The sequence below is a fragment of the Actinomadura physcomitrii genome (assembly GCF_008923205.2).
Lineage (GTDB): Bacteria > Actinomycetota > Actinomycetes > Streptosporangiales > Streptosporangiaceae > Spirillospora > Spirillospora physcomitrii.
Map to the genome: position 1 here is coordinate 66,770 of NZ_WBMS02000015.1, position 26,914 is coordinate 93,683.

24 protein-coding genes are annotated in these 26,914 nt (G+C 71.1%); 13 read left to right on the plus strand and 11 right to left on the minus strand.

Annotated features, from left to right (window positions below):
- On the plus strand, nt 1-1,089 hold the full coding sequence (locus F8568_RS20235) for a methyltransferase (protein WP_151595140.1): 1,089 nt from the start codon (nt 1-3) through the stop codon (nt 1,087-1,089).
- Nucleotides 1,090-1,144: 55 nt separating this feature from the next.
- Here F8568_RS20235 and F8568_RS20240 read toward each other — a convergent pair whose 3' ends face one another.
- Entirely contained in the window at nt 1,145-2,152 is a 1,008-nt protein-coding gene (locus F8568_RS20240) for a LacI family DNA-binding transcriptional regulator (protein ID WP_151595141.1), read from the minus strand.
- 56 nt (nt 2,153-2,208) lie between these two features.
- On the opposite strand from F8568_RS20240, the gene F8568_RS20245 reads away from it, so the two are divergent.
- Nucleotides 2,209-3,222, plus strand: a complete 1,014-nt coding sequence (locus tag F8568_RS20245; protein WP_151595142.1) for a class I mannose-6-phosphate isomerase — start codon at nt 2,209-2,211, stop codon at nt 3,220-3,222.
- Entirely contained in the window at nt 3,219-4,130 is a 912-nt protein-coding gene (locus F8568_RS20250; protein WP_151595143.1) for a carbohydrate kinase family protein, read from the plus strand. The genes F8568_RS20245 and F8568_RS20250 overlap by 4 nt, the downstream gene beginning before the upstream one ends.
- 5 nt (nt 4,131-4,135) lie before the next feature.
- Here the strand turns inward: F8568_RS20250 and F8568_RS20255 are convergent, their stop codons facing one another.
- The 3 genes from F8568_RS20255 to F8568_RS20265 are packed head-to-tail and all read right to left on the minus strand — an operon-like array spanning nt 4,136 to nt 6,812.
- On the minus strand, nt 4,136-4,960 hold the full coding sequence (locus tag F8568_RS20255) for an ABC transporter permease (RefSeq protein ID WP_151595144.1): 825 nt from the start codon (nt 4,958-4,960) through the stop codon (nt 4,136-4,138).
- The gene (locus F8568_RS20260) at nt 4,957-5,784 is read right to left on the minus strand and encodes an ABC transporter ATP-binding protein (protein ID WP_151595145.1); all 828 of its coding nucleotides are present in this window, start codon (nt 5,782-5,784) and stop codon (nt 4,957-4,959) included. Before F8568_RS20260 ends, F8568_RS20255 begins: the two co-directional genes overlap by 4 nt.
- Nucleotides 5,785-5,813: 29 nt before the next feature.
- Nucleotides 5,814-6,812: an ABC transporter substrate-binding protein gene (locus F8568_RS20265; protein WP_160573675.1), complete on the minus strand. Its 999-nt coding sequence runs from the start codon at nt 6,810-6,812 to the stop codon at nt 5,814-5,816.
- 345 nt (nt 6,813-7,157) lie between these two features.
- On the opposite strand from F8568_RS20265, the gene F8568_RS20270 reads away from it, so the two are divergent.
- Nucleotides 7,158-7,730, plus strand: a complete 573-nt coding sequence (locus F8568_RS20270; RefSeq protein ID WP_151595147.1) for a carboxymuconolactone decarboxylase family protein — start codon at nt 7,158-7,160, stop codon at nt 7,728-7,730.
- A gap of 3 nt (nt 7,731-7,733) precedes the next feature.
- The gene (locus F8568_RS20275; protein ID WP_151595148.1) at nt 7,734-9,308 is read left to right on the plus strand and encodes a class I adenylate-forming enzyme family protein; all 1,575 of its coding nucleotides are present in this window, start codon (nt 7,734-7,736) and stop codon (nt 9,306-9,308) included.
- 33 nt (nt 9,309-9,341) lie between these two features.
- Here the strand turns inward: F8568_RS20275 and F8568_RS20280 are convergent, their stop codons facing one another.
- Nucleotides 9,342-9,563 (minus strand): hypothetical protein, encoded by a 222-nt coding sequence (locus F8568_RS20280; protein WP_151595149.1) that lies wholly within the window; start codon nt 9,561-9,563, stop codon nt 9,342-9,344.
- A 1,921-nt stretch (nt 9,564-11,484) separates the two neighbouring features.
- Nucleotides 11,485-13,413 (minus strand): sialidase family protein, encoded by a 1,929-nt coding sequence (locus tag F8568_RS20285; RefSeq protein WP_151595150.1) that lies wholly within the window; start codon nt 13,411-13,413, stop codon nt 11,485-11,487.
- Between the two features lie 477 nt (nt 13,414-13,890).
- Here F8568_RS20285 and F8568_RS50495 point away from each other — a divergent pair, with 477 nt between their 5' ends.
- The 5 genes from F8568_RS50495 to F8568_RS20310 all read left to right on the plus strand — a co-directional run bounded on the left by F8568_RS50495 (nt 13,891) and on the right by F8568_RS20310 (nt 18,619).
- Nucleotides 13,891-14,982: a SagB/ThcOx family dehydrogenase gene (locus F8568_RS50495; protein WP_151595151.1), complete on the plus strand. Its 1,092-nt coding sequence runs from the start codon at nt 13,891-13,893 to the stop codon at nt 14,980-14,982.
- On the plus strand, nt 14,972-16,099 hold the full coding sequence (locus F8568_RS20295) for a nitroreductase family protein (protein WP_151595152.1): 1,128 nt from the start codon (nt 14,972-14,974) through the stop codon (nt 16,097-16,099). Before F8568_RS50495 ends, F8568_RS20295 begins: the two co-directional genes overlap by 11 nt.
- 41 nt (nt 16,100-16,140) lie before the next feature.
- The gene (locus F8568_RS20300; RefSeq protein ID WP_151595153.1) at nt 16,141-17,418 is read left to right on the plus strand and encodes an MFS transporter; all 1,278 of its coding nucleotides are present in this window, start codon (nt 16,141-16,143) and stop codon (nt 17,416-17,418) included.
- Nucleotides 17,415-17,975 (plus strand): GNAT family N-acetyltransferase, encoded by a 561-nt coding sequence (locus F8568_RS20305; protein WP_160573676.1) that lies wholly within the window; start codon nt 17,415-17,417, stop codon nt 17,973-17,975. The genes F8568_RS20300 and F8568_RS20305 overlap by 4 nt, the downstream gene beginning before the upstream one ends.
- Nucleotides 17,976-18,151: 176 nt before the next feature.
- Nucleotides 18,152-18,619, plus strand: coding sequence for a recombinase family protein (locus F8568_RS20310; RefSeq protein ID WP_202125178.1), 468 nt, complete (start codon nt 18,152-18,154; stop codon nt 18,617-18,619).
- 139 nt (nt 18,620-18,758) lie between these two features.
- Here F8568_RS20310 and F8568_RS20315 read toward each other — a convergent pair whose 3' ends face one another.
- From F8568_RS20315 to F8568_RS20335, 5 genes are read right to left on the minus strand one after another with little or no spacing between them, the layout of a single operon-like run.
- Nucleotides 18,759-19,700 (minus strand): sugar kinase, encoded by a 942-nt coding sequence (locus F8568_RS20315; protein WP_151595156.1) that lies wholly within the window; start codon nt 19,698-19,700, stop codon nt 18,759-18,761.
- Nucleotides 19,697-20,311 (minus strand): bifunctional 4-hydroxy-2-oxoglutarate aldolase/2-dehydro-3-deoxy-phosphogluconate aldolase, encoded by a 615-nt coding sequence (locus F8568_RS20320; RefSeq protein ID WP_151595157.1) that lies wholly within the window; start codon nt 20,309-20,311, stop codon nt 19,697-19,699. Before F8568_RS20320 ends, F8568_RS20315 begins: the two co-directional genes overlap by 4 nt.
- Nucleotides 20,304-21,356: an L-idonate 5-dehydrogenase gene (locus F8568_RS20325; protein ID WP_202125179.1), complete on the minus strand. Its 1,053-nt coding sequence runs from the start codon at nt 21,354-21,356 to the stop codon at nt 20,304-20,306. Before F8568_RS20325 ends, F8568_RS20320 begins: the two co-directional genes overlap by 8 nt.
- Nucleotides 21,357-22,172, minus strand: a complete 816-nt coding sequence (locus F8568_RS20330; RefSeq protein WP_202125180.1) for an SDR family oxidoreductase — start codon at nt 22,170-22,172, stop codon at nt 21,357-21,359.
- 1 nt (nt 22,173) lies between these two features.
- A complete protein-coding gene (locus tag F8568_RS20335) occupies nt 22,174-22,908 on the minus strand; it encodes a FadR/GntR family transcriptional regulator (protein ID WP_151595158.1) in 735 nt (244 codons plus the stop codon).
- 132 nt (nt 22,909-23,040) lie between these two features.
- Between F8568_RS20335 and dgoD the strand changes: the two genes are divergently transcribed.
- The 3 genes from dgoD (at nt 23,041) to F8568_RS20350 (ending at nt 26,913) form a co-directional block, all read left to right on the plus strand.
- Nucleotides 23,041-24,198 carry a galactonate dehydratase gene (dgoD, locus tag F8568_RS20340; RefSeq protein WP_202125181.1) on the plus strand — a complete coding sequence of 386 codons (1,158 nt, stop codon included), beginning with the start codon at nt 23,041-23,043 and terminating at the stop codon, nt 24,196-24,198.
- A gap of 73 nt (nt 24,199-24,271) precedes the next feature.
- Entirely contained in the window at nt 24,272-25,402 is a 1,131-nt protein-coding gene (locus F8568_RS20345) for a substrate-binding domain-containing protein (protein ID WP_151595159.1), read from the plus strand.
- Nucleotides 25,399-26,913, plus strand: a complete 1,515-nt coding sequence (locus F8568_RS20350; protein ID WP_151595160.1) for a sugar ABC transporter ATP-binding protein — start codon at nt 25,399-25,401, stop codon at nt 26,911-26,913. The genes F8568_RS20345 and F8568_RS20350 overlap by 4 nt, the downstream gene beginning before the upstream one ends.
- The last annotated feature ends 1 nt before the right edge of the window (nt 26,914 follow it).

Consider the following 26,914-nt stretch of genomic DNA (forward strand, 5'->3'; position numbering starts at 1 on the left):
ATGACCCCGTCGTCCCTGAACACTCCGCTCGTGCGCACCCCGTCCCAGCCGGTGCTGATGGTCGAAGGCGACGATCCCCGGGCGGAGATATGGAAGGCGATCCAGGCCGTCTACCGTTTCCCGTCGCTGTACGCGATGGCCCGGTTCGACCTGGCCGGGCTGCTGAAGGACGGCCCCCGGACGGCCGCCGACCTCGCCGCGGCCTGCGGCGTCCGGCCCGATCAGCTCACCCGCGTGCTGCGCGCCCTGGTCGCGATGGGCTTCCTGGACGCCGCCGGCCAGGACGGAGCGGGCGCCTACGCGCTGAACGAGCGGGGAGCGGTCCTGCTGTCGGACGAGCCCGGGTCCATGCGGTGGGCGATCCTGTCGACGGGCGAGCCGGGGTCGTGGAACGCGATGAGCGGCATCGTCGATGCCGTCCGCGACGGCGTGTCCCCGTTCGTCGTCCAGCACGGCTCGATGTACGGGTACCTGGAGGGCAACCCCGAGGCCGCGAGCGACTTCGACGCCTTCATGGCGAGCAGGAGCAGCGACGCCGCCAACGCGCTGGTCGGCGCCTACGACTTCGCCGGCGTCCGCACGGTCACCGACGTCGGGGGCGGTACCGGGATCGTGCTGTCCACCGTGATGGCCGCGCACCCGCAGATCCACGGGACCCTGCTCGACCTCGAGCACGTCGTCGAGCGCGCCGAGCCGACCTTCCGCGACCGGGGGCTCGCCGACCGGTGCACGTTCGCCCCCGGTGACTACTTCGCGCAGGTGCCCGCCGGCGCCGACGTCTACGTGCTCTCCAACATCGTCCACAACCTCGACCGCGCGGACGCCGTCCGGCTCCTGCGCAACGTGCGCGCGGCCATGCGGGAGGACAGCCGCGTGCTGGCGCTGGACATCCTGCTCCCCGACGACGGCCGCGCGCACTTCGGGTTCGACCTGAACATCCGGATGATGGCGCTCTTCCCGGGCGGGGAGGAGCGCGACCGCGGCGAGTACGAGGCGGTCCTGCGGGAGGCCGGGCTGCACGTCACCGACGTGATCGCGCTGCCCGGCACGCCGCTGAGCGCGGTCGAGGCCGTGCCCGGCCCGGCCTAGGCCGCGCCCGGAGCGGGTGCACGGGCGGCGAGCCCGCCTGGCCGGAGGTCAAGGGCTACTGACCGAGACCGCGGCGCAGCAGGCGGGTGGGAACGACGGTCTCCGCCGGCCACGAGGTGTCCCCGCCGATCCGCTCGAAGAGCCGGACGGCGGCGGCACGGCCGAGTTCCTGCACGTCGTAGCCGATGATGGTGAGCGGCCGGGGCATCAGCGAGGACAGCTCGAAGTCGTCGAAGCCCGTCAGCGCCGCGCCGTCGCCCCGCCGGCACAGCTCCCGGATCGCGCCGACGGTGATCCGGTTGTTGCCGGCGAAGAACGCGGTGGGCGGGTCGCCGCCGTCGAGCATGGCGGCGACGGCGCGGGCGGCCTCCTCGGGGTCCGCGACGCCGACCCTGACCAGGGAGTCGTCGTAGGGGACGCCCGCGCCCGCGAGCGCCTCGCGCACCCCGGCCAGCCGCTCGCGGGCCGTGTAGATGGCGGGGGAGTCGACGATGACGCCGATGCGGCGGTGCCCGGCCTCCAGCAGGTCGACGATGCCGGCCCGGGCACCTGCGGCGTTGTCGATGACAACGATGTCGGCCAGGATGCCGGACGGCGGGCGGTCGAGGAACACCATCCGCATGCCCATCTCCACCTCGGCGCGGGTGTAGGCGTGGTCGGACCCGGCCGGCACGATGATCAGCCCGTCGACCCGGCGCTGGCACAGCTCGGCGAACTGGCGCCGCTCCAGCTCGGGGTCCTCGCCGGAGCTGACCGTGATCAGATGCGTGTCGTGGGTGCGCGCGACCCCGGCGACCGCCGCCGCGACCGTCGCGTAGAACGGGTTGGCCAGGTCCTCGATGATCAGCCCGATCGTGGAGGTCGAGCGGCCGGAGCGCAGCGAGCTCGCCATCGGGTTGCGGCGGAACCCGAGCTCGCCGATCGCCGCGAGCACGCCGTCCGCCAGCTCCGGCCGCACCCCCGGCTCGTTGTTGATCACGCGCGACACCGTCTTGACGCTGACGCCCGCTCTGGCCGCCACGTCCGCGATCGTCGGCCTGCGCCGCTTCTCCCGACCGTCCACACCGCAACGCTATCCCCTCTTGACAACGTTGTCTTCCATTGAGCAACGTAAGGCCCGTGATCGATCAGCCCGTCCTCCTGCCCCCGAACCAGCCCCGGCACTTCTACCGGGGCGGCGCGAACATCGGCCGCTTCCGCGGAAGCCCGCCGCCCGACGAGTACCGGCCCGAGGACTGGGTCGCGTCGGCGACCAGCCGCTTCGGCGGCGACGCCGGCCTCACCGTCCTGCCCGGCGGGCGGACGCTCCGCGCGGCCATCGCCGCCGACCCGGACGGCTGGCTCGGCCCCGCGCATGTGCGGACGTGGGGCGAGTCGCCGGGACTGCTGGTGAAACTCCTCGACACCGGCCAGCGGCTGCCGGTGCACGTCCACCCGAGCCGCGCGTTCGCCCGCGACCACCTCGGCAGCGTCTTCGGCAAGACCGAGGCATGGCTGGTCATGGACGTCCCGGACGGCGACGAGGGCAAGGTCCACATCGGCTTCCGGGAGGATGTCGGGCGCGACCGCCTGCGCGAATGGGTCCGCGACCAGGACGGCGCCGCGATGCTGGCGGGCATGAACCCGGTGACGGTCCGCCCCGGCGACGCCGTGCTCGTCCCCGCCGGGACGCCGCACGCGGTCGGCGCCGGCGTGTTCCTCATCGAGGTCCAGGAACCGACCGACTTCAGTGTCATGCTCGAATGGGCGGGTTTCTCCGACGGCGCCGACGCCGACCTGCGGCTCGGCTGGGACACCGTCCTCGACTGCGTGGACGGCCGGGCCAGTTCCGCCGAGGACATCGCGCGGCTCATCCGGCGGCCGGGCGAGGCCGGCGAGACCAGGCCGGGCGTGCGGCGGGTGTGGGCGGAGGGCGCCGACCCGTTCTTCCGCGCCGAACTCGCCGGCGACGGCGCCGAACTCGACGCGGCGTTCGCGGTGCTGATCGTCCTGCGCGGCGCCGGCGAACTGCGCGGAGCCGGGAAGGCGATGCCGCTGCGCGCGGGCCAGACCGCCGTCGTGCCCTACGGCGCGGGACGGGCCACCCTGCACGGCGACATCGACGTCCTGCGATGCCTCCCCCCGGCACCATGACCCGCATCGTGGTGCTCGGCGAGGCCCTGGTCGACCTGGTCGGCGAGCCGGGCGGGCGGCGCTTCCGCGCCGACCCCGGCGGCAGCCCCGCCAACGTCGCCGTCGGGCTCGCCCGGCTCGGCGCGGACGCGACGCTCCTGACCCGCCTCGGCGACGACGCCTTCGGCCGCCTCGTCACCGACCACGTGACCGCCTCCGGCGCCGCGCTCGACGCGCGGCCCGCCGCGTTCACCTCGCTCGCGATCGTGCCGGTCGACGCCGCGGGCGTCCCGTCCTACGACTTCGCGCTGTCCTGGGACCCCGCACCGGTGCGGCTCCCACCGGACACGGCCGTCCTGCACACCGGATCGCTCGCGGCCGCGATCGTCCCGGACGCCGTCGAGGCCGCGATGAGGGAGGCGCCCGTGGTCACCTACGACCCGAACGTCCGCCCGGCCTTCGCCCGGGACCGGACGGCCGAACGGGAACGGGTCGAGCGGCAAGTGGAGCTCAGCGACGTGGTGAAGGCCAGCGACGAGGACCTCGCCTGGCTCTACCCCGGAACCGACCCCGCGGAGGTCGCCCGCCGCTGGCACGACCTGGGCCCCGCCCTCGTCGTCGTCACCCGCGGACCCCGCGGCTGCATCGCGATCAACGAAGCCGGCCTCATCGAACGGCCCGCGCCGCCGGTCGAGGTCGTCGACACCGTCGGCGCCGGAGACGCGTTCATGTCGGGCCTGCTGTCCGGCCTGCTGGCCGGCGGCCTCCTCGATCCCGCGAAACGCACGGCTCTGCTGCGCGCCGGCGAGACCCTCCTCTCCGCCCCCCTCGCCAAGGCCCTCGCCGCCGCGGCGTACACCTGCGCCCGCCCCGGCGCCGACCCCCCGACCACCGAAGCCCTCGCCTCGTCCACCGCGGCGCGGTCATGAGGCCGCTATTTGCTGCCCTTCCAGACCAGTGCGCGCGCCGAGAGCGCCGTCACCAGGCGATCGAGCGTGAAGCCGATCACCAGCAGCGCGAGGAGGACGGCGAAGGCCCCGGTGGTGTCGAACTGGCCGGCCCGCCGGGCGAGCAGGAAGCCCAGGCCCTGGTTGGACGCCAGGATCTCCGCGGTGACGACGCCGACGAACGCCTGCGGGATCGAGACCTTGGTCCCCGCGATGATCCAGACGAAGGCGGAGGGGAGTTCGACGCGGGTGGCCACCGTCCAGCGGTTCCCGCCCATGATCCGCACGCTGTCCACAAGGGACCGCTCCACCTCGCGGATGCCGTAGTAGGTGTTGTAGAAGAGCAGGAAGAACACCAGCAGCGCGGCGATGGCGACCGAGAGCGGCGCGCCGATGCCGACCCAGATGATCAGGACGGGCACGAGCGCGATCCGGGGCAGCGCCCACCCGGCGCTCACGAACGGCTCGACGACGGCGGCCCAGAACTTCGACACGCCGACGAGGTAGCCGAGGAGCACCGCCACGGACGCTCCGATGACGAAGCCGAGCGCGGCCGAGCGGATCGAGACGAGCGCGTTCGTGATCAGCGTTCCGTCGCCGATCCACTCGCCGAACCGGGTGAAGACGTCACTCGGTTTCGAGACGAGGGTGGGGTCGAGGACGGGCCCGGAGGCCAGCTCCCAGAGGACGAGGAACGCCGCCAGGATCACGAGCTGGGTGCACCAGACCTTCACCGGCAGCCGGCGTCGCTCTTTGCGCGCGCCGGTTCCGGCCTGGGCGGCCTGGGCGACTTCGGTCGAGGCGGTGGTCATCGGCGCTCGCCTCCCGCGGCGCTCAGCGCCTCCCGCAGGCGGCGCTGGATGTCGAAGAACTCGGTGGACGAGCGGAGCGCGACCAGGTCGCGCCCGCGCCCGAACGGCATCTCGACGATCTCGCGAACCGTCGCGGAGGGAGTCCCTCCGACGATGGCGACCCGGTCCGACAGCAGGGCGGCCTCGCTGATGTCGTGGGTGACGAACAGCACCGTCTGGTCGAGGCGCTCGGTGGTCGCGCGGACCTCCTCGTGCAGTGCCTCGCGCAGGTCGGCGTCGATGGCCGCGAAGGGCTCGTCCATCAGCACCATCGTCGGTTCCGTGATCGTGCTGCGCGCCAGGAGGGCGCGCCGCTTCATGCCGCCCGAGAGCTGGGCGGGGAACTTCCCGGCGGCGTGGCCGAGGTCGACCAGCGCGAGCGCCTGCTCGATCTTGCCGGGGATCTCGGCCTTCGCGACGCCGCGGATCCGCAGCGGCAGCGCGAGGTTGCCGCGGATGGTGCGCCAGGGCAGCAACGTGTCGTCCTGGGTCATGTATCCGACGCGGGTGTTGACCCCGCGTACCGGTTCGCCTTGGAAGAGCAGCGTCCCGTCGGAGGGCGACTCCAGGCCCGCGACCATCTTCAGCAGGGTGGACTTGCCGCAGCCGCTGGCGCCGAGCAGGGTCAGCACCTCTCCCGGCCGGATCTCCAGGTCGACGTCGCTCAGGACGACGGGTCCGTCGCCGTATCGGAAGCTGATGCCGCGGAACTCCGCGACCGGTTCCGACGAGGCGCGCGCGTCACCGGCCACGCCGGCTCCGGCCGATGAACTGCGTCGGCTCATCGGATCTCTTCTCCTTCCGGTCGTCAGGTTCACGAGCGGGCCGCCGGCAGGACCAGGCCGTCATAGGTGACCTTGTCGTAGTGCGCGTCGCCCACCAGCGCCTGGACCTTCATGTGCGAGTCGTACAGCGTGCGCGGCACCTTGAGGTCCGTCAGCCACGCCCGCTTTGCGATGGCCCACTGCTGGTCGAAGCTCGCCTGGTCGACGCTCTCGAACGCGTAGTTCTTGACCGCGGTCTTCGCCGTCTTCTCGTCCTGCCGGATGAGGTTCCCGGCGTCGATGAGGGCGTCCCGCACCTTCTTGACGGCGTCCGGGTTGCTCTTCACGACCCGTTCCGTCGTGATGACGACGCCCTGCATGAAGGACGGGATCTGCGGCACGTCCCCGGCCGGGAAGCTGATGAACAGCTTGGCCGTCCCGTCGGCATAGGACGGCTCCATCACGCCGACCGGCCAGAAGACGGCGTCGTACAGGCCCCGCTTGATCCCGGCCGTCATCGCGCCCGGGTCCGACGGCACGACCTTGACGGCGGTCTGCGACACCCCGAAGGCCTTCAGCATTCCCAGCAGGATCGTGTGCGAGAGCGAGCCCGGCGGAGAGGTCGCGATGGTGAGGCCCTTCAGCGCCTTGACCCGGTCGGCGATCGGCGAGTCGGGCCGGACGCCGCGCTCGGCGAGGGAGTCGGCGACCTTCTTCGACACCGACATGGTGAGCAGGTTGGTCGCCGTGGCGCCCACGATCACCACCGGTGATCCCTGGGCGCGCGCGTCGACCGCGTTGGTGCCGCCGAGGAAGGCGAACTGGGTGTCTCCGGAGAGCAGCGCGGCCAGCGAGTTGGAGCTCGAACCGTTCATCGCGACGGGCTTCACGGTGATGCCGTGGGCGGAGAAGGTGTTGCGCGACAGGGCCGCGAGCACCGGTGCCGCGGTCATCGAGTTCGAGGACATGGCGATCTTGTAGCCGTCCTTGCCGGCCGCGCCGGAGCGGTTCGCGCAGGCCGTCAGGCTCCCGCACAAGAGCAAGCCCACGGCCATGGCCGTGAGGACCGATCGACGCACGCGTCCTGCATGCGAGAGCCAAGCCATCCGACACCTCCTATTGAGGTCTCAGTAAGTGAAAGTTACTATCAATGAGTGGGGTGATTATGGCCACACGTGAAGGAGTGCTGTCAAGAGGTGGCAGGTCGGAAGCAGGGCGGACGAAGCGTCGGCGAGTGGCGGTGGCCGACCGCACCCACGAGGTGGCGCCGTGCGCTTCACGGCCCTGCGGGGGCCGGTGCACCCGGCCGCAGATTTCACCTAATGAAATTTACTATCGCTCACTGACCGTACTGTGACGAGTGTCCGTGAGCTGTCGACCGAAGGAGTCGAGACGTGGCCGACCACGGCGAACCGCGTATCCCGCCGGTGCAGAACGCCGAAGGCGAGCTGGCGGAGACGCTGGCGAAGACGCTTGCGGACCCGAACGGGCGTCCGTTGAACATCTTCCTGACCATGGCGCGGCATCCTCGGCTGCTGAAGCGGTGGAACGTGCTGGCCGGTGCGTTCCGCGCGCACGGACTGCTCGCGCCGCGGGAACGTGAGCTGGTCGTGCTCCGGACCGCGTGGCGCACCCGCGCCCGGTACGAGTGGGGACAGCACGTCCTGATCGCGCGCGAGGCCGGGGTGGCCGAGGACGAGATCGCCGCCGCCGCGGTCGAGAGCCTGGACCGCTGGCCGGAGCGGGAGCGGGCGCTGCTGCGGTTCACCGACGAGCTGCTGCGCGACACCGATGTCTCGGACGAGGTCTGGGAGCCGGTCGCGCGCATGCTGGACCAGGCGGAACTCATCGAACTGGTCATGCTCGTCGGGCTCTACCGCATGGCGGCCGGGTTCCTGAACACGCTGCGGGTGGTCCCCGAGCCGTATCTGCCCGACTGGCCGAGCGAGACGGCGGAGCGGAGGTAGGGCATGCGCGTCATCGACTACTTCGACAAGGGAGCGGCGCTCGATCCGGCCGCGCCGCTGATCGTTTCCGACGAGCGCACCGTCGGCTACTCGGAGGCGGTGGACCACTCGTGGCGGATGGCCGCCGCCCTGCACGGCAGCGGACTGGGACCGGGCGACCGCGTCGGTGTCCTGGCGCCGAACGTGCCCGAGGCGTTCCTGGCGATGCTGGGCATCTGGCGCGCGGGATGCTCCTGGGTTCCGCTGAACACGCTCAACGCCTTGAGTTCCACGCTGCAGTACATGAACCAGGTGGGCTGCCGGGCCGTCTTCGTGCATTCGCGATTCGCCGCGCAGGTCGAGGAGATCCGGGCCGCCGTACCCGGCCTTGAGCTCATCGTGTGCCTCGACGATCCGTTTCCCGGCGGGGTGCCGATGGACTCCTTCCTGGCCGCCGGCGCGGGCTCGGACGTGCCGGATCGGAGCGACCCGTTCGGCCGGCCGGACGCGGAGGCATGCGCGTGGCCGACCGGCGGGACCACCGGACGCTCCAAGGCCGTGCGGTGGACGAACCACGTATGGGCGAGCCTCATCGAGACGGCGACCCGGCATTGGCCGGCGGCCGAACACCCGGTCAACCTGCTGGTCGCGCCCATCACCCACGCCGCCGGAGTGATGGGGCTGGTCTTCGCCTCGGTCGGCGCCACCATCGTCATGCGGACCCGCTTCGACGCCGACGACGTCCTGGACAAGATCGAGAGCGAGCGCGTCACGCACGTGTTCCTGCCGCCCACCGCGTACTACGGGTTGCTGGACCGGCAGCGGGAACGGCCGCGGGACTGCTCGAGCCTGCGCATGCTGCTGCTCAGCGCCGCCCCGGTCTCGCCGGAGCGGGTGGCCGAAGGCGTGACGCGGTTCGGGCCGTGCATCGCTCAGTCATGGGGGCAGGCGGAGGCCCCGTTCATGCTGACCTACCTCGCCCCGGAGGCGGTCGCCGCGGCCGCCGCCGGGCGGGATCCGCATCGGCTGCGCAGTTGCGGCCAGGCGACGTTCTCCTCCCAGGTGGCGGTCATGGACGACGACGGCCGGCTGCTCGGCCCGGGGGAACGGGGCGAACTGGTCGCGCGCGGCCGGCTCGTCACTCCCGGGTACCTGGACGACGACGAGGCCACCGCGGAGGTCCGCGGGCACGGCTGGCACCACACCGGCGACATCGGGTACCTCGACGAGGACGGCTACGCCTACATCGTGGACCGCAAGAAGGACATGGTGATCACCGGCGGATTCAACGTCTACCCGGCCGAAGTGGAGGCGGCCCTCCTCGCCATGCCGGAAGTGCGTCAGTGCGCCGTCATCGGGGTGCCCGACGGCAAATGGGGCGAGGCCGTCCGCGCGATCGTCGTGCCGGCCGTCGAGGGCTGGGCCGATGCGGCGAAGGTCATCGAGACGGCCCGCGCGGCGCTCGGCCCGGTCAAGGCGCCCAAGACCGTGGTGTTCGCGGACGATCTCCCGCAGACGCCGGTCGGGAAGATCGACAAGAGGGCGCTGCGCGACCGGGAGCTGGGACGGCCGGCCGGGCAGGGCGGGCCGAATTCGTGATCTTGGCATCGCCGGAACGCGTTCCGGGGCGGCTCAGCCCCGGCCGAGGCGTCTCGCCGGGCCGAAGACGGCCAACAGGAGCACCGGCACCGCCCCGAACGCGTAACCGGCCGTGATGACGGCCCGTCCCGCCCGGTCGGTGACGCGTCCGGACGGGTAGGCGCGGAACGCGATGCGCGTCCCCCGGTTCTGCACCGCCCCGGGCCGCGCCGTCAGCGCCAGCCGAGATCGGGTGCCACGTGCGGTCGGTGCCATCGGATCCGACGGTATTGCGACTGGTCCCTGCGGTGCGAACGCGGCCTCACGGTGCGCTATCTGCGGAAATAGTTCTGGAGAGCTGAGAAGCAGTCGGACTGCCGAGGGCGGCCGTCCATGAATCGGCTGCGGCACTCGGGACCGACCCAGGCCGGCGGTTTACGGTTGGTTCGCTTGCGGGCCCGCGGCCGCGCGTGGGTTCCGTGCCTGAGCTTCCCAGTCTCCCGTTGCAGATGCGCGGCGTTGCGGCGGGCCGGCGTTGGCGTCCGCGCTGTGGACGGGCCGGGGGACGCGTGGAGCCTCCGGTCCTGCCGGGCCTGTTGGCTCACATTCTGACGGTGCGGCAGCGAAGCCGAGGGGCGTGCAGGATCCGTTGACGAGTTCGACTGGCGTCGCCCGATCGCCGCGGCTCCGATCTTGCTGCCGGTGGATGACGGCGTCTTGTGCGGGTGACCGGCGAGGATCAAGCCGAGGCTCGCCACCGAGCAGGCCAGCACTCCTGTGACCACGGAAAGCAGCCGTATACGGCGCCGTTGGCGCTGGGAACGTCGATCACGAAGGTCGACGTGCCAGGCTTCGTGCGGTTCGAGAGGTGGGTGTCCCTGTGAGGCTGAGGGCGACATGCCTTGTGCTTACCGGGAGCGGCGGATGCGTCGCCGTGTGATTCGCCGTCCGTGGTCGTGGCTTGACTCTGATTTCTTCCACTCTTGACGCGCGCGGCTCACCATCGGCGTCCCTGTGGCGTGCGGGTGGTGGAAGACGCGGTCGGGCTGTGACCTGCAGGCCACCGGGCCCACGGAAGGCCATGCGCACACAAACGGCGCTGACCTGCGTGAACGCGCACCCCGAAGATGCACACGCAGAGAGAGAACGCATCCCGCTTCGGCGGTGACGCCCGCACGGTATCTCGCATCCGACCGTGCGTCAGACGCTGGAGCCGGCGTCGCCGAAGCCGCGCAAGAAGATGGAGCCGCGGGCGTCACTGCTGCAACCCACCGCGCCGGTGATCGGACATTCTGTTTAAATAGACAACCATGTCTGGACGTTCGGCTCTCCCCCGCCCCCAGCCGCAGCCTCAGCTGTGAACTGGACGGCGATCCTGCTCGTGCCCGTGGTCGCAGGAGGACTGACCGCGATCTTCGCGCTGCGCCCCGCAGAAGCCATCCCCGGCCGGCCCCGCCTCCGCCGGGCCCTACAGCCCAGGGCAGCCTGCCTCGCCTCAGTACCTACAGCCGCCGACGCCGTTCACCAATCCACCGGCCAACCCGGCAGTCCCGCCCGCCGCACCGGGCCCTGGCGCCCCACCGCAGCCACCCACCGGAACCTGACACTCGGGCCTCGAGCCGACGCCCGCTACCGCCCGTCACCACCGCGGCCGCCTCGTCGGCCCTGCACCGGCGGCCATCCCGCAGGCCCGCACCGCCGGGTTCCGCTACAGCCAGCACGTCATCGCCGTCCGCCTCCCGGTCGAAGGAGACAGCCTCCTCGTCCAACCCGGCTTCGGCGACCTCGGCCAACTCCGCGACATGCGCTCACGCGCCCTGCCCTCGACGGCACGCGTCCATGCCGATGTCTGCCTGCTCACTCGCCCCGGCACCCGCCAGGGAGGCCTCCGCGACTTCGAGGACGTCCGCGCCGCGACCGGCGTCCGCGCACCTCGCCTGCTGGACGCCGGGACGAACGGGGAAGCGTGGTGGGCCATCCTGGAACGCCTCCCCGGTGCCCACGCGGACCGTCCGACACCCGCACGGCAGCGCGAACTGGGCCTTCAGCTCAGGCTCTGGCATTCCCGGCCCCCTGGTGACGGACTACGGCTGGACGACCCCGGCGCGCTGGGCGTCCTGAAAGCCCGTTCGGAACCAGCCGCTCGGTAAAGCTCGCCACAACCGATCCAACGACCAATTACTGAACAAGACACGGTCTAATTAGTGATCGGTACCTGCGCCGTGGCGATGTCCTGGTCATTGGCCTTCGCCAGCGTCTGCGGGCCGGGCGGAGGGCCGGTGCAGAGCCGGGGAGGGACACCAGGGCGTGCGGTACCGGAACACAGGAAAAGAGCGTTGCGCCGGGTATCCACCCATATCGGCATTGCCGCGGTGCTGGTGGCCGCCACGCGGATGATGTCACCGAAATACGGTGGGGACATCTGTGTGGGAGGAGGCATACTCGTAGCGGTCACCCGGATATTCTTGGCGCGGGATCCCCGGATGATCGTCAGGGTGATATCCGAGTACCCAGTGCGCTCGTCGTCTCCGTATTGGCGGTCGTAGTAGGCGATGACCAGTGAGCCGTGTGGGCTAATCGACAGGCCCTGGAAGAACTGGTCGGTCATCTTCTGTCGGCTGGTGGCCGCCGTGGGCATCTGCCGCACGTCGGTCCTGCCGCCGTCGAAGCTGCTGCCGCCGTCGGTGGACGTGGCGATGACGATGTCGTTGTTGCAGCCGCCGTTCTTCACGCCAGCGTAGAGTGGTCCGTAAGTCGTCCTGTTCTGGCCCGGCGGGTCGAAACCCATCGGCGTGCAGCCGGTGTGCTCGTTGGAGTTCCGGTTGATATATGAGCCGTAGCTGACGACGAGGTGGTGCGGGTCGGACGGGTCCACTTCCCCCTGCGGGTAGTTGGCGGCCCGGAAAATAGAATTTTTTGTTTCGCCTTTCTCTGGTACGCATCCGTTGTCCGGGTTTTGTCCTTGGTAGGTGGTGCAGTCGGGAAAATCGTAGAAGTCGCCGACCTTCACAGGTGGCGAGAAGGTCTCTCCGCCGTCGGTGGAGCGCGATGCCAGAACCTGGAAACGATTGTCTTTGGTGCTGACCGGCGTGTTGTAGTTGTTGTAGAAGACGTAGAGTGCTCCGTCCGGACCGATGACGGGTTGTGATCCCTGGTTTTCATTGCACCGGCCCGCCGGGGTGGGGGCGCCGTGCTGGAAGGTGCACATTACGGAATCGAGGCTCACGACGACGGGCTTGCTGAACGTCTCGCCGTAGTCGGTCGAATGCGAGGCAAGTATGTAGGCAGTGCCGTCCTGTCCGATCCGAGTCCAGGTGACGTAGATGCGGTCGCGGAAGCGGCTGCGCGGATCGGCGTCGACCGCGATCAGTTGCCGGTCCGCCTCGTCGAGCCCCTCGCCCTGCAGATCGGGCTGCTCGACGACCGGCCTGCCGGCGAAGTTCCAGGTCGCACCCCCGGTGCCGGTCGAACGGTAAACGTACAACCCGGTCGATAGGTCAGGGGAGGGCGTGCTGCCGGGGCCGCGATTGAACATCCCGCACGCGTAGTAGGCGTTCCCGCGGCTGTCCCAGGCGACGCCGGGATCGCCTCCCGCTTGGAAGAAGTATCTGGCCTTGCCGCCATAGGCCATACCGCGTACGAACTGGGTCGGGAGCGTCGAGTCCCGCCAATGTCGGCCGCCGTCGGCCGAATAGCTGACCCCGCATGACGCGTCGCCCCTGCGGTAGTCGTGGTAAGAGGCGATCACTCTGTTCGGATTGGTCGGATCGACGCTGATCCACGGCTCGTTCTGGGCTTGGCCCCGGCCGTGCGTGTCGGCGTCGGTGTCATTCAGCTGATCTTGGTTGACCTTGATATTCGTGCCGATCCGCGCCTCGCTCGACGGAGGCGAGGATACTGTTTCCAGGGCTTTCAGTGTCCTCGGCCGAGGAGCTGAATCCGTCGGTCGCGGTCGCAAGGCGTCCGCGAGGGGCGGGGAGATGATTCGCCGTTGGATCGGTTTGAGTTGGTCATAGGTGAAGGGCCGGGCGGCGGCACGGGGAGCACCGCCCCCCGCCAAGGAAGCGATGACGCCGAGGACGGCGACGGCGGCCGCGAGCAGCCGTAACGTTCGAACAGAACGCATGGTGACCCCCACTCGTGATCACGGCGGTGACCGGCACAGAATAAGTGATCGCCGCAGCGATCCGAGTGGGTGAGATAGGTCACGCTCGCGCTCAGGTTCGGTAGAGAGCCGCGTCGACCAGGGAGGTTTCACAAAGCGTATTGCCTGCCAAGCTGATGGGGGTCTTGACGGGTTTGACACATCGAGTTATAAAACTGGTCGTCCGTTTTGTCGACCTGGTCTGGAAGGGAGGAATGCCATGCAGGCCATCGCGACGCCGAAGACTGTTTCGGTCGTGACCAAGAAGGGATCGGTCGAGGTCCGCCGCACGACCCCGTCGATCCACGCCACCATGCAGCACCCCGGCTGATCGCCAATCCAGCCGGATTCTCGCGGGCCCTGCCTTTCCGGGCAGGGCCCGCTCTCCCGCGGTGAGGAGGCATAATGCCGGCACCATCGGCATCCGACTGTGCATACGAGCTGTCCCCGATATTCCGAGTGGAGAAGCCCGCCTGCTCGGACGACGTCTTCAAGGTCTACAGCGGCTCTGGGTCCGATCGGCAGACGCTGGAGTTCTCCAGTGCCGAGCTTCTGAACTGGCTGCTGTCCCTGACCGTCCCCGCAGGGCGCGAGCACCTCGAACGATCGCTGGCGCGGCGGTTGGAGCTGGACGACCCGGAAGAGGCGTCCACTCTGGTCGGCTATCTCATCGAGCACGATGTCCTCGTCCGTGAGGACGACGCGGTCCGCTACCGCGTCAAGGGCGACACCTGGGAGCGGTGGGGATGGCGCGACGCCTACGACTTCCACGCCGCCACCACCGGTCTGCGGTTCGAGAAGCTGTGGGGCAGCGAGAAGGGCCGCGAGCTGTTCGAGAGTTACATGGCGGATCCCTCGTTCGGCCCGCAGCCGACCATTTTCAAAGAGGCGGAGGCGATCGGGCCGCCGGTCGACCTCGGAGCGGAGGGCAGGGGGCCGGCCGAAGGAGGGACGCTGGCGGAAGCGCTGCTGGGAGACGTTCCGGCGGGCGGCCTCAGCGCTCCTGGAACACTCCGGGCCGATGATCTCGGCGCGCTGCTCGAACACGCCTTCAGCACGCAGCGCACCATGGACGTGGCCGTGCTTGGCCCGCACCAGCAGAAGGCCTATCCGTCGGGCGGCGCGCGCCATCCGCTGGAACTGTATGTGGCCGCCCGCCGGGTGGCGGGTCTGGACCCGAGGATCTACCACTACGATCCGCTGCTGAAAGAGCTGGCGCCCATTGGCGATTCCGCCGCCGTCGCGGAAGTCGAAGGGGCGACGCTGGGCGATCCGGAAATGGACGAAGCCGACGCGGTGCTTTTCCTCACCGTCCGCTGGATCCGGCACAACTGGAAGTACCGCTATGCCCGGTCCTACCGGATGGTCCTCATGGAGGCCGGGCATGCGGCCCAAGTGCTGCGGCTGACGGCTTCGGCGCTGAACCTTCAGGTCGTCGCGTCGCCGGCCGTGGACGAGTCCCGAGTGGGCCGGGTCTTGGGCCTGCGCGACGAATGGGAGGAGTCCGCAGTGGCCGCCCTCGGTGTAGGGAGGAGGAACCGTGCTCGGTGAGTCGCAGCAGGACCTGTTGGAGGTACCGGACGACCCGCCGCTCTGGCCGGTCCGATCGGTGATCGGACGCCGCGCGCTGGTCGATCCCGGCCGGCTCGAAGTCGCCTGGGGCGAAGGCCCCCGCCGGCAGAGCTTCCGCACCGCCTCACCGGCGCTGGCAACGCTCCTGGTCGGCCTCCGCGGCCCCATCACACGGGCGCAGCTGGCGCAGCGGATCACGGAGGCGGCGGAGCTGCCGTCCGAACGGGCACAGGAGATCGCCGACCGCCTCGTGGCGGACGGGCTGCTGGTTTCCGAACCGTCCGAGCCCACCGCGTCCGAGCGCACCTGGTCCGGAATCGGCTGGAGGGACGCGGCCGTCCTGCACGCCGCGACGAGACTGTCCGGCGGATCGGCGGACGAGGCGCGCGCGGCCCCGCAAGCGGAGCCGCTTCCGCTTCCGCGCGACACCGTCTCCGCCCGCGCCATCCCCCTGCCGCCCGCGTCCGCCCGGCTGGAGCACGTCCCCGCCCTCGACGCGGTGAGGCGGCGCCGCACGCATCGCAACTTCAACGGGACGACCCTGTCGGTACAGGACCTCGCCGACATCCTGCACTGGACGTTCAGGCCCGTAGTACCCGCTGGCCGCAGGAACCTCCACACCACCGGGTTCTCCCCCGCAAGGCGGGACGAGCACGCGGCCGCCTCGCCTGTGACGGCGTTCCTGCTGCTCGACCCCAAGAACGGGCCGGCCGAACTGCTGGACGTCGACTGGCGGTTTCGCTACAGCCCCGCGCATCACGCGCTGGAGCCGACCGGAAGCGGACGGCCGAAAATGGAGTCCATCAGCGACCTGCTCTGGGACCAGGACTTCAGCGTTGGAGCCCCCGCCTTCGTCATCTTCGCCGTCAACTGGGCTGAGTACATGACCCGCGTCCCCGCCTCGCACGCCTACCGACTGACGCAGTTCGACCTCGGTGCCTTCATGCAGACCGCGTTGACGGTGGCCGCCGCGCTGGACGTCAGGACCTTCCTGACCCCGGCACTGGACGACGAGCGGTTCGCCCGGATCCTGGGTACCGAGGACAGCGAGCAGGCTCCCTCCTACATGCTGGCGCTCGGAACCCGTCCCCGCTGAGGCTCTGCCCCCGTTCCATCCGCCTCGCCCCCAGGAGCCGCATGACCAGCCAAGCGTCGACCGGACCCCGCAGCGCCGCACGCGCCAGGACCCTGCGCGCGCGTGCCGTCACGCTCGTCCTCGGCGACGGCGTGGCGCCGTCGCTGTGGCCCATCCTGCTGATCACGCTGGTCAGCACCGCCACCTTCACCGGCGTGTGGAGCTACGCCGGAGTTTGGGCGCAGACGTCCGTGCACGCGTCTTCGACCGCGGTCGGCCTGATGTTCCTCGGCTACGCCGTCGGCTGCGGGGTCACCGGGTATGTCGGGGGCCGCATGTCGGACCGGCTCGGGCGGCGCCGCGTGATGGCCGGAGGGTGGGCGCTGGCCTGCCTGCTGATCGTGCTGCTACCGCTGGTGCCGGGCGGCCCGGCGACCAAGCTGGGATGCGCCGTCCTCGCGATGGCGGCGGGTTCCCCGGCGACGGCGGCGAGCAACACCGCCGTCGCCGACCTGGTCGATGAGGGCGAGCAGGAACGTGCCTACGCCGCTACCCGCGTCATGTTCAACATCGGCTCTGTTCTGGGGCCGCCGCTGGCGGGCCTGGTGCTCCTGAAGCACAATTGGACGCTGCTTTTCGTCTGTGCGGGTGCCTTGGGGTTCGTGACCGTGGCGGCCGTCCTGCGCTGGATGCCGGCGAGAACCGGACCTCGGGAGAACGGGCAGGACTGGGAGGCGAAGCCGTCCGCCACTGGCACCATCTGGCGAGATCGCCCGTTCGTGCTGCTTCTGGCGTCGACGTTCCTCGGCTACTTCATTTACGTAACCTATTCGTCCGTGCTTCCTGTGGTGGCCGTGTCCAGCTACCGTCTCGCGCCGTCGGCCTGGGGATTCATCTATGCGATCAACCCGATCATCGTCGTGCTGTTTCAGATGAGAACCACGCGACTCACCCGGAATCTTTCCGCCTCGACGAAACTCATCCTGGCCAGCCTGCTGATGGGCGTCTCCTTCCTGATCCTCGTCGCACTGCCCAACGCGGCGGGTATCGTCCTGCTGGCCTGCGCGTTCGTCATCGGTGAAATGCTGTGGGCCCCGGTCTCCCAGAGCCTCGCCGTGCGCATGGCGCCAGACGGAATGCGCGGCAGTTACATGGGCGCCTTCAGGGGGGCAGGCCAGATCGCCATGGGGCTGGCGCCTTTCGTCATGCTGCGGGTCCACGGATTCGGGAACACGCCGACCTGGCTGACGGTCAGCCTCGTCTCAGTGCTCGGCGCCGGAGTCGGCTGGGCGGCCGCCCGCGGCGTCCGGCGGGGATCACGGGAGGAGGATTCGGCTTGACCTCCCCGTCTCGGCTGACGATCCGCTGTGCGCGACGCGGCGATTCCGCGGCGCTGGCTCGTCTGCACATCGCGTCCTGGCGCGCCGCCTACCGGGGCCTGCTGCCACAACGGTATCTCGACGAATTGTCCCACACCGCATGGGAACGAACCTGGTCGAACCGGCTCGCGAGCTCAGAGATCCATGTGATCGTAGCGGAAGAAGCGGACATTATCGGATTCGTCAGTTTCGGTGCCAGCCGTGATCGCGATGCCGCCCCGAGAACCGGGGAGATCTACTCTATCTATTTGCAGCCTGGCCAATGGCGGAAGGGGATCGGGACGCAGTTGCACGCAGAGGCCGTAGAGTTACTTACCGGCAGTGAATTCGTGGAAGCGACCCTGTGGGTACTGTCAACAAACATATCTGCGCGTGAGTTCTACCACCGCCGGGGATGGTCCCATGACGGATGCACCAAGACCAACTCCCGTGGCGGCACGGAAATAATCCAGGTCCGTTATCGCAAGCGCCTCGCCGACGCACACGAAAAGAAACCCCTGGCGTCGGGTAGCACATGACGCTTCGGCGCTCACGCCAGCCGTCCGCTCCGTCCCGGCTGCCGCACCGGTTCGCGGAGCCCGGGCCGCAGGCCGCCGTCTGCCGATCGTCCGCATGGTCCTGGACGGCCCGCGGGTTCGATCTCGCCGGCCACGTGGGCAGCCCGGTCGGTGTCCGGACCCGAGTCCGCAGCAGTATGGCGGCCATCGCCGCCACCGAGGGCCGCTATCTCGGAGGGCGTCCGCCCTATGGTTACAAGCTTGTGGACGGTGGGCCGCACCTGCATCCGGGAAAGGCGGCTGACGGCAAGCGCCTGTTCAAGCTGGACATCGACGCCGACGCGGCACCGGTGGTCCAGCGGATCTTCTGCGGGTTCCTCGGTCTGGACGGCTCACCTGAGAAGGGGCTGTTCGCCATCGCTGAGGGGCTGACCCGGGACGGCGTCCCCTGTCCGTCCGCCCACGACCGGGCACGCAACCGGAACCGTGAGGGGCTGGCGTGGGCCAAGAGCGCCGTGAAGACCATCCTGACCAATCCGCGCTACACCGGCCACGCGTGTCCGAGGGGCGAGCACGACCAATTGCACGTGGCGCCCGCCGTCCCGATCGGCGACGTCCACCGCATCGCGGTGGGGGACCGGCCAGCCGTACCGCACCCGTCGTGACAGTCCGGGCCCGCATGCGAAAGAACCTGCATGCGGCCCCGACGCTATCAGTCCCTGCCGTCTCTGACGGTGTACACACGAGGGCTGCAACCGGCCGGCGCGGCGTGAGTTCATGAACCTGACCCGTGTACGCCGGAGGTCAACGGACGGTGGTGCCGGGTGGGGCCTCTAGGAGGGGCAGCTCGCGGCGGGTGGGGAGGCCCTCCCAGTCGCCGGGGGACGCCACGGCGAAGGCGCCGGTCGTGACGGCGCGGTTCAGGCGGGCGGGCAGGTCCAGGCCGTCGAGGACGCCGGACAGGTAGCCGGCGGTGAAGGCGTCCCCGGCACCGACCGTGTCGGCGACGGGGACGTCCAGTGCCGGTGCGCGGGCTTCGGTCTTGGGGGTGTGGGCGGTGGCGCCGTCCGCGCCGCGCTTGATGACGACGTCGGTCACGCCCGCGTCCAGCAGCGCCTTCACGCGGTCGCGTTCGGTCGCGGCGGGGGCGATCAGGTCCAGCTCGTCGTCCGAGGCGATCACGATCGACAGCCACGGGAGCAGGGGGCGCAGGACGTCCGAGGCCTCGGCGCGGCTCCAGAGGGACGCGCGGTGGTTGACGTCCAGGCAGACGCGCGTCCCGGCTTTGGAGGCGGCGGTGACCGCGGAGAGCACGGCGGCGGCGGGGCGCGGGCCGAGCGCCGGGGTGATGCCGGTGACGTGCAGGATCCGCGGCCGGGGGTCCAGCGAAGGCAGGACGTCGTCCGGCGCGAGGAAGGACGCGGCGGACCCGGCGCGGTGGTAGATCACCCGGGTCAGGTCGGCCACCCTCCGCTCGAACAGGATCAGCCCGGTCGGCCCGCGCTCGTCGGTGCGGGCGCGGGTGACGTCGACGCCCTCCGCCCGGAGCGTGCGCAGGACCAGCTCGCCGGTCTCGTCGTCGCCGACCAGGCCCGTCCAGCGGACGCGGTGGCCGAGCCGGGCCAGGCCGATCGCGACGTTGGACTCGGCGCCCGCGATGGACAGCCGCATCGTCCCGCCGAGCCTGACCGGGTCGAGCGCCCGCAGCGCGGCCATGGTCTCGCCGAACGTGGCGATGTCGATCACAGGGCGTCCTTGAAGCGGCGGAACCGGGCCCGGAGCTCCCCGATGTCCCCTCCGCCAGGTGCGTCGCCGACCAGCGGGGAGCCGACGCCGACGGCGACGGCGCCCGCCGCCAGGTAGCCGGCGGCGGCCGCGGCGTCGACCCCGCCCACCGGCACGAACGGGACGCCAGGGAACGGATCGCGGAGCGCCCGCAGGTACGGGACGCCGCCGAGCGAGGCGGGGAACAGCTTGATCGCGGTCGCGCCCGCGTTCATGGCCGCCACGACCTCGGTCGGGGTCAACGCCCCGGCGAGGACGGGCGGCCCCCCGGCGGCGACGGCCTCGGTGAGCGCGGGCGTCACGAGGTAGGAGGCGCCCGCGTCGGCGGCCCGCGCCGCGTCGCCGGCGGTGAGGACGGTGCCCGCGCCCAGCCCGGCGTCCGCGCCGAGGGCTTCCCGCGCCCGGCGGATCACCCCGCACGCGTCCGGCGTCACGAGCGACACCTCGATCAGGTGGACGCCCTCCTCCGCCAGCGCGATCACCGTGCGGAGCGCGGCATCGGCGTCGGTTCCCCGCACGATGGCCAGCAGCCGCCGGGACGCGAGCTCGTCCAGGAGGCTCGCCTCATCCATCGGTCGCCCCTTCCGTGAACGACAGCAGGATCTTGCTGGAGCGCTCGGCATCGGCCGCCTCCCGGAAGGCCGTCAGCGCGTCGTCCAGCGGGAAGACGGACGTGACGATCGGCGCGAACCGCTCCGCGTTCCGGCTCATGATCGACAGCGCCTCCGGCAGTTCGTGGTGGAAGCGGCTCGACCCCGTCATCGTCAGTTCCCGCGTGACGGCCAGGTGGAACGGGGCCGTGACGCCGCCGGACGGCAGGTGCCCCACGTTGACGACGGTCCCGCCCCGCCGCAGCGTCCCGATGGCGGACGCGAACCCCTGCGGCGACCCTGACGACTCGATCGCGATGTCGGCGGCCGGGATCGGCGCGCCGCCGTCCGCGCGGACGACGTGCGTCGCCCCCGCCTTGAGCGCCAGGTCGAGCGGACGGTCGAAGACGTCGGTCGCCGTGACCGTCCTCGCCCCCGAACTGCTCGCCATCGCGACGGCCAGCAGGCCGATGGGTCCGGCGCCCGTCACGAGGACGTCGGCGCCCTCCACCGGCACGCCGAGCCGCTCCAACCGCCTGAGCCCGTGCAGCGCCACCGACGCGGGCTCGGCGAGCGCGGCCGTCCGCATGTCGAGCCCGTCCGGGATCGGGACGAGCCGGTCCGCGGGGACGGCCAGCCGTTCGGCGAACCCGCCGTCGGTGTGCGGCATCCGGGCCGCGCTGCCCAGGTAGCGCAGGTCCTCGCAGAGGTTCTGGTCGCCGCGCAGGCAGTACCCGCACCGCCCGCACACCTGCGACGGATGCACCGCCACCCGGCTGCCGCGCGCCGGGCCCGACCCGTCGGCGGCGGGCTCGGCGACGACGCCGACGATCTCGTGCCCGAGCACCATCGGCGCCCGCAGCACGGACTCGCCGATCTGGCCGTCCTTCCAGTAGTGCACGTCGGATCCGCAGACCCCGCCGTAGACGACGGCGACGACCGCCTCGCCCGGCCGCGGCCCGGCCGCGGACCGCGTCTCGACCGTCAGCGTCCCGGGACCGGAGACGATGAGCGCCCTGGAGTCCACTCAGATCACCGCCGTCATTCCGCCGTCCACGTAGATCACCTGGCCGTTGACGAAGTCCGCCGCGGGCGAGGCGAGCCAGATCGCCGGGCCGACGACGTCCTCGACGCGACCCCAGCGCCCGCCCGGCGTGCGCTTGGTGATCCAGCCGCTGAACTCGGGGTCGGCGACCAGAGACGCGTTCAGGTCGGTGTCGATGTAGCCGGGCGCGAGCCCGTTGACCTGGATGCCGGACGGTGCCCACTCGGCGCACATGGCGCGGGTGAGCCCGGCCAGCCCGGTCTTCGCCGCCGCGTACGGGGCGGTGGTCGCGCGGACGAGCCGGCTCTGCACCGAGCAGATGTTGATGATCTTCCCGCTGCCGCGCGGGAGCATGTGCCGGGCGAGGGCGCGGCCGACGGTGAACCCGCCGGTCAGGTGGACGTCGAGCACGCGCTTCCAGTCGTCGACCGGCATCCCGGTGAGAGGGCCGCGGATCTGGACCCCGGCGTTGTTCACCAGGATGTCCGGGCAGCCGTGCGCGGCGACGATCTCCTCGCACGCACGCTCCGCCGCGTCCGGGTCGGTGACGTCGAAGACGCTGAACCGGACGTCCCCGGCCGACCGGCCGGGGTCGTGGGCGACGATCTCCTCGCTCAGGGCGGCGGCGCTCCTCTCGAGCCGGGACGCGTCGCGGCCGTTCAGCACGACGCGCGCCCCCGCGAGCGCGTAGCCGCGCGCGATGGCGAGGCCGATGCCGCGGCCGGATCCGGTCACCAGTGCGAGCCGGCCGGCCAGGGTGAATGTGGGCAGGGGCGTGGTGGCGGGGGGAACGGGCACGTCAGCGCTCCAATGCCGGGTCTTCGTCGAGCACTTCCACGCGGGTCGCGCGGACCAGCGAAAGGGCCGCGGCCTCCGCGGCCTCCGGGTCGGTGGCCGCGATGGCCTGGATGACGCTCTCGTGCCGGTCGAGCGAGGCCGCGGTGTCGCTGGTGAACAGCTGCCGCCGGTCGGAGTACCGGGCGTGCAGCGTGGCGATGAGGGTCTGGACGAGCTGGCTGAAGACGGCGTTGGCGGCGCCCTCCAGCATCGTGTGGTGGAAGCGGGTGTCGGCCGCCACGAACGCGACGCGGTTGCGCTGCTCGTAGGCGTCGCGCATCCCTGCCAGGTGCTCGTGGAGGTCGCCGGTCAGGTCCGCGCCGCCGTGCCGGGCGGCGATCTTCGCGGCGGCGGGCTCCACCGCCTCGCGCAGCGCCATCAGCTCCTTCAGCTGGACGTCGGCGTCGGGGCCGTCCGCCCGCCAGGCGATGACCTGCGGGTTGAGCAGCGCCCACCGCGCCTGCGGCTGGACGGTCGTGCCGACCTTGTGCCGGGCGCGGACCATGCCGAGCACTTCGAGAGTGCGCAGCGCCTCGCGGACGACCGGCCGGGACACCTCGTACTCGGCGCCGATCTGCTCGGGGGAGATGACTTCGCCCACGGGGAGGTCGCCGTGCGCGATCCGCGTCCCGAGCGCGTCCACCAGCTGCGCGTGCAGGCCGTTCGGCCGTGCTCCTGTCGATCCGAGGGACGTCACCGTCGGCTCCTGGGGGCTGGTCGGGGGAACAGGGGGCGAACAGGGACGACGCTACTTCCCGGTTTGGACAAAGCCTTGACCTTCTCTCACTCAAGTATGATTATTCATACTATAGCGCAACGGGTGGGAGAGATGGTGCGGATCAGTGCGGTGGAGGCGTTCCTCGTGGCGCCCCGGTGGATGTTCGTCAAGGTGTCGACCGACGCCGGGATCGACGGGTGGGGCGAGGGAACCCTCGAAGGCCACGCCGGCGTCGTCCGGGCGGCCGTCGACGCCCTGGCGCCGGCGCTGCTCGGCACCGACCCGCTGCGCATCGAGGACCACTGGCAGCGGCTCACGAAGGGCGGCTTCTACCGGGGCGGGCCCGTGCTCTCCTCCGCCGTGTCCGGGATCGACCAGGCGCTGTGGGACATCGCGGGCAAGGCACACGGCGCGCCCGTCCACCAGCTGCTCGGCGGCCCCGTGCGCGACCGCGTGCGGGTGTACGGGTGGATCGGCGGGGACCGTCCCGCCGACGTCGCCGCCGCGGCGCGGGCCCAGCGCGAGGCCGGGCTCACGGCGATCAAGATGAACGCGAGCGCCCAGCTCGGCCCGCTGCCGTCCGCCGCCGAGACCGCGGAGATCGTCGAGCGGGCGCGGCTCGTCCGGGACGCGCTCGGCGACGGCCTCGACTTCGCGGTCGACTTCCACGGCCGGGTGTCGGCCGCCGCGGCGAAGCGGCTCATCCCGGAGCTGGAGCCGTACCGCCCGCTCTTCGTCGAGGAGCCGGTGACACCCGAGAACGGCCACGCCAACCTGCGGAGGCTCGTCGAGTCGTCGGCCACGCCGATCGCGACCGGCGAGCGCCTCTACTCGCGCTGGGACTTCCTGCCCGTGCTCGAGGCGGGCGTCCGGGTGGTGCAGCCGGACGTGTCCCACGCCGGCGGCATCTCCGAGGTGCGGCGCATCGCCTCGCTCGCCGAGACGTTCGGCGCCGTCCTCGCCCCGCACTGCCCCCTCGGCCCGCTCGCCCTCGCCGCGTGCCTCCAGGTCGACCTCGCCGCCCCGAACTTCCTCATCCAAGAGCAGTCGCTCGGCATCCACTACCACGACGGCGGCGGCGCCGAGCTCTTCGACTACATCGAGAACCCCGAGCACTTCCGCTTCGACGAGGGCGCGATCACCGCCCCGCCGCTGCCCGGCCTCGGCGTCGCCGTCGACGAGGCGGCGGTGCGGCGCGCGGCCTCGCGGGGCCACGCCTGGCGGACACCCCTCTGGAAGCACGCCGACGGCTCCTTCGCCGAGTGGTGAGGCGACGTCCCCACCCCGACCGACTTCACCTCATCTCGTGCGCCGTGCGCACACGACACCCCCAAGGAGAACCATGTTGAAGAGCCGCCTGATGCGCGCCGGCGCGACGGCCTCGGCCCTCGCCGTGCTCGGCCTGTCCGCGTGCAGCTCGGCCGGAGGCGACGACAGCGTCAAGTCCGCCGGCGACGCCGCCGCCAAGCTCCAGGGCTCGGTCGCGTTCAACGACCCGCAGCTCAAGGAGCTGGAGGGCAAGATCACGGACGCGCTGAAGGGCAAGGACCTGAAGGACGTCCGCGTTGCGATGGTGATCAACAGCCCGTCCGCGTACTGGACCGAGGGCCAGAAGGGCATGGAGAACGCCGCCAAGAACCTCGGCGTCAAGGCGGAGTTCCAGGCCCCGGCGGGCGGCGACCTGAACCAGCAGCTGTCCATCCTCGACACCCTGCGCTCCGACAAGATCGACGGGTACACGCTGTCCGCGGTCGACCCGTCCGCCGTGAAGGGCCCGGTCAACGCCGCCCAGAAGGCGGGCATCAGCGTCGTCGCGATCGACTCCCCGCTCGCCGGGACCACCGACCCCACGGTCTACCTCGGCACCCCCAACACCGACGCCGGCCAGCAGGCCGGCACGGCGATGAAGACCCTGCTCGGCGGCAAGGGCGAGGTCGCGATCCTCACCGGCTCGCTGACGGCCGCCAACGCCGTGCAGCGCATCGCCGGGTTCAAGAAGGCCGTCGAGGGCAGCGGCATCAAGATCGTCGACACGCTCAACGACGACGCCGACCCGTCCAAGGCCCTGTCCAACGCGCAGACGGCGCTCCAGGCCAACCCGAACCTGAAGGGCATCTACACGGTCTGGTCGTACGACGGGCCGGCCGCGGGGCAGGCGGTGAAGGGCGCCGGCAAGTCCGGCGCGGTGAAGATCGTCGCGGACGACGCGGAGCCGAAGACGGTCGAGTTCGTCAAGAGCGGCGTCGTCCAGGCGATGATCCTCCAGCGGCCGTACCAGCAGGGCTACATGGGCGTGTACCTGCTCACCGCCATGAAGGTCCTCGGCAAGGACGCGACGATGAAGCTCGTCCAGCCCTACCTGGTCGACAAGGACGGCGCCTCCACGCTCAACTCCGGCATCGGCCTGGTCACCAAGGCGAACCTGTCCCAGTACCTCGACGACCTCGCCAAGCTGGGCGTGACGGCCAAGTGACCGGAACCTCCCCCGCCGCCTCGGTCGAGGTGGCGGGCGTCCGGAAGACCTACGGCCCCGTCGAGGTGCTGCGGGTCGACGACCTGCGGCTGCGCGGCGGTGAGGTGGTCGCCCTGGTCGGCGAGAACGGCGCCGGCAAGTCGACGCTGATCAGCATCATCACCGGCATCACCGCCGCCACGTCCGGCGAGGTCAGGATCGGCGGCACGGCGCTGAAGAACGGCGACCCCGCGCACGCGCAGGAGCTCGGCGTCGCCACCGTGTCGCAGGAGTTCCCGCTCGTCGGGCAGCTGTCGGCGGCGGAGAACCTGATGCTCGGCCGGCGCGCCGGGGGCGGCCGGGTCGTCTACGACCGCCGCGCCACCGAGCGCGCCGCCACCGCGCTGCTGGAGCGGCTCGACTTCAGCGTCCCGGTCGACCGGCCGCTGTCGCGGCTGTCGGTCGCGCAGCAGCAGCTCATCGAGATCGCCAAGGCGCTCGGGCGGGACCCGTCCGTCCTCGTCCTGGACGAGCCGACGTCCGCGCTCGGCCCGGTCGAGTCGCAGCGGGTGCTGGACTCGGCACGCGAGCTGGCCGCGCGGGGCCGCGTCGTGGTGTTCATCGGCCACCGGCTCGACGAGGTCCAGCAGGTCGCCGACCGCGTCCTCGTGCTGCGCAACGGCCGCCTCGTCGCCGACCTGGCGCCGGAGGAGGCGACGCAGGAGGCGATGATCCGCGCCATGGTCGGCGCCGAGCTGACCGACCTCGTCGGGGAACTCCCGCAGCTCGCCGCCGGTGCCGAGCCGGTGCTGCGGGTGGACGGCCTGACCGCCGCCGGGATCGGCCCGATCGACCTGCGCGTCGGGCGCGGCGAGATCCTCGGCGTCGCCGGGCTGATGGGCTCCGGCCGGAGCCGCCTCGTCCACGCGCTGATGGGCGCGATCCCGCTCGGCGGCGGGTCGATGCGGCTGGACGGCGAGCCCTACGCGCCCCGCCACCCGGCGGACGCGGTCGCCGCGGGCGTGGGCCTCATCCCCGAGGACCGCAAGCACCAGTCGCTGCTGCTGGACGCCCCCGTCCGGTGGAACATCTCGCTCGCCGCCCTCCCGCGGCTCGCCCGCTTCCGGCTCGGCCTGTCGCCGCGCTCGGAACGGAAGTTCACCGAGGAGATACGGCAGTCGGTCAAGGTGCGGTGCGCGTCGCAGGAGCAGCCCATCCGCACGCTGTCCGGCGGGAACCAGCAGCGCGCCATCTTCGGCCGCTGGCTCGCCAACCGCCCGAAGCTCCTGCTCCTCGACGAGCCCACCCGCGGCGTGGACGTCGGCGCGAAGGCCGAGATCTACCGGCTCATCGAGCGGTCCGCGCAGGAGGGCGCGGCCGTCGTCGTCGCCTCGTCCGAGCTGGAGGAACTGATGGAACTGACCCACCGCACGGTGGTGCTGGCCCGCGGCCGGCTCGTCACCACGGTCAGCCGGGCCGACTACAGCAAGCAGACGCTCATGGCCGCGGCCAACGACCTTCCGGAGAGCTGAG

Coding starts and splice junctions, on each gene's coding strand:
- F8568_RS20235 (WP_151595140.1), top strand. CDS start 1: ATGACCCCGTCGTCCCTGAACACTCCGCTCGTGCGCACCCCGTCCCAG.
- F8568_RS20250 (WP_151595143.1), top strand. CDS start 3,219: ATGACCCGCATCGTGGTGCTCGGCGAGGCCCTGGTCGACCTGGTCGGC.
- F8568_RS20255 (WP_151595144.1), bottom strand. CDS start 4,960: ATGACCACCGCCTCGACCGAAGTCGCCCAGGCCGCCCAGGCCGGAACC.
- F8568_RS20260 (WP_151595145.1), bottom strand. CDS start 5,784: ATGAGCCGACGCAGTTCATCGGCCGGAGCCGGCGTGGCCGGTGACGCG.
- F8568_RS20275 (WP_151595148.1), top strand. CDS start 7,734: ATGCGCGTCATCGACTACTTCGACAAGGGAGCGGCGCTCGATCCGGCC.
- F8568_RS20280 (WP_151595149.1), bottom strand. CDS start 9,563: ATGGCACCGACCGCACGTGGCACCCGATCTCGGCTGGCGCTGACGGCG.
- F8568_RS20285 (WP_151595150.1), bottom strand. CDS start 13,413: ATGCGTTCTGTTCGAACGTTACGGCTGCTCGCGGCCGCCGTCGCCGTC.
- F8568_RS20300 (WP_151595153.1), top strand. CDS start 16,141: ATGACCAGCCAAGCGTCGACCGGACCCCGCAGCGCCGCACGCGCCAGG.
- F8568_RS20310 (WP_202125178.1), top strand. CDS start 18,152: ATGGCGGCCATCGCCGCCACCGAGGGCCGCTATCTCGGAGGGCGTCCG.
- F8568_RS20320 (WP_151595157.1), bottom strand. CDS start 20,311: ATGGATGAGGCGAGCCTCCTGGACGAGCTCGCGTCCCGGCGGCTGCTG.
- dgoD (WP_202125181.1), top strand. CDS start 23,041: ATGGTGCGGATCAGTGCGGTGGAGGCGTTCCTCGTGGCGCCCCGGTGG.
- F8568_RS20345 (WP_151595159.1), top strand. CDS start 24,272: ATGTTGAAGAGCCGCCTGATGCGCGCCGGCGCGACGGCCTCGGCCCTC.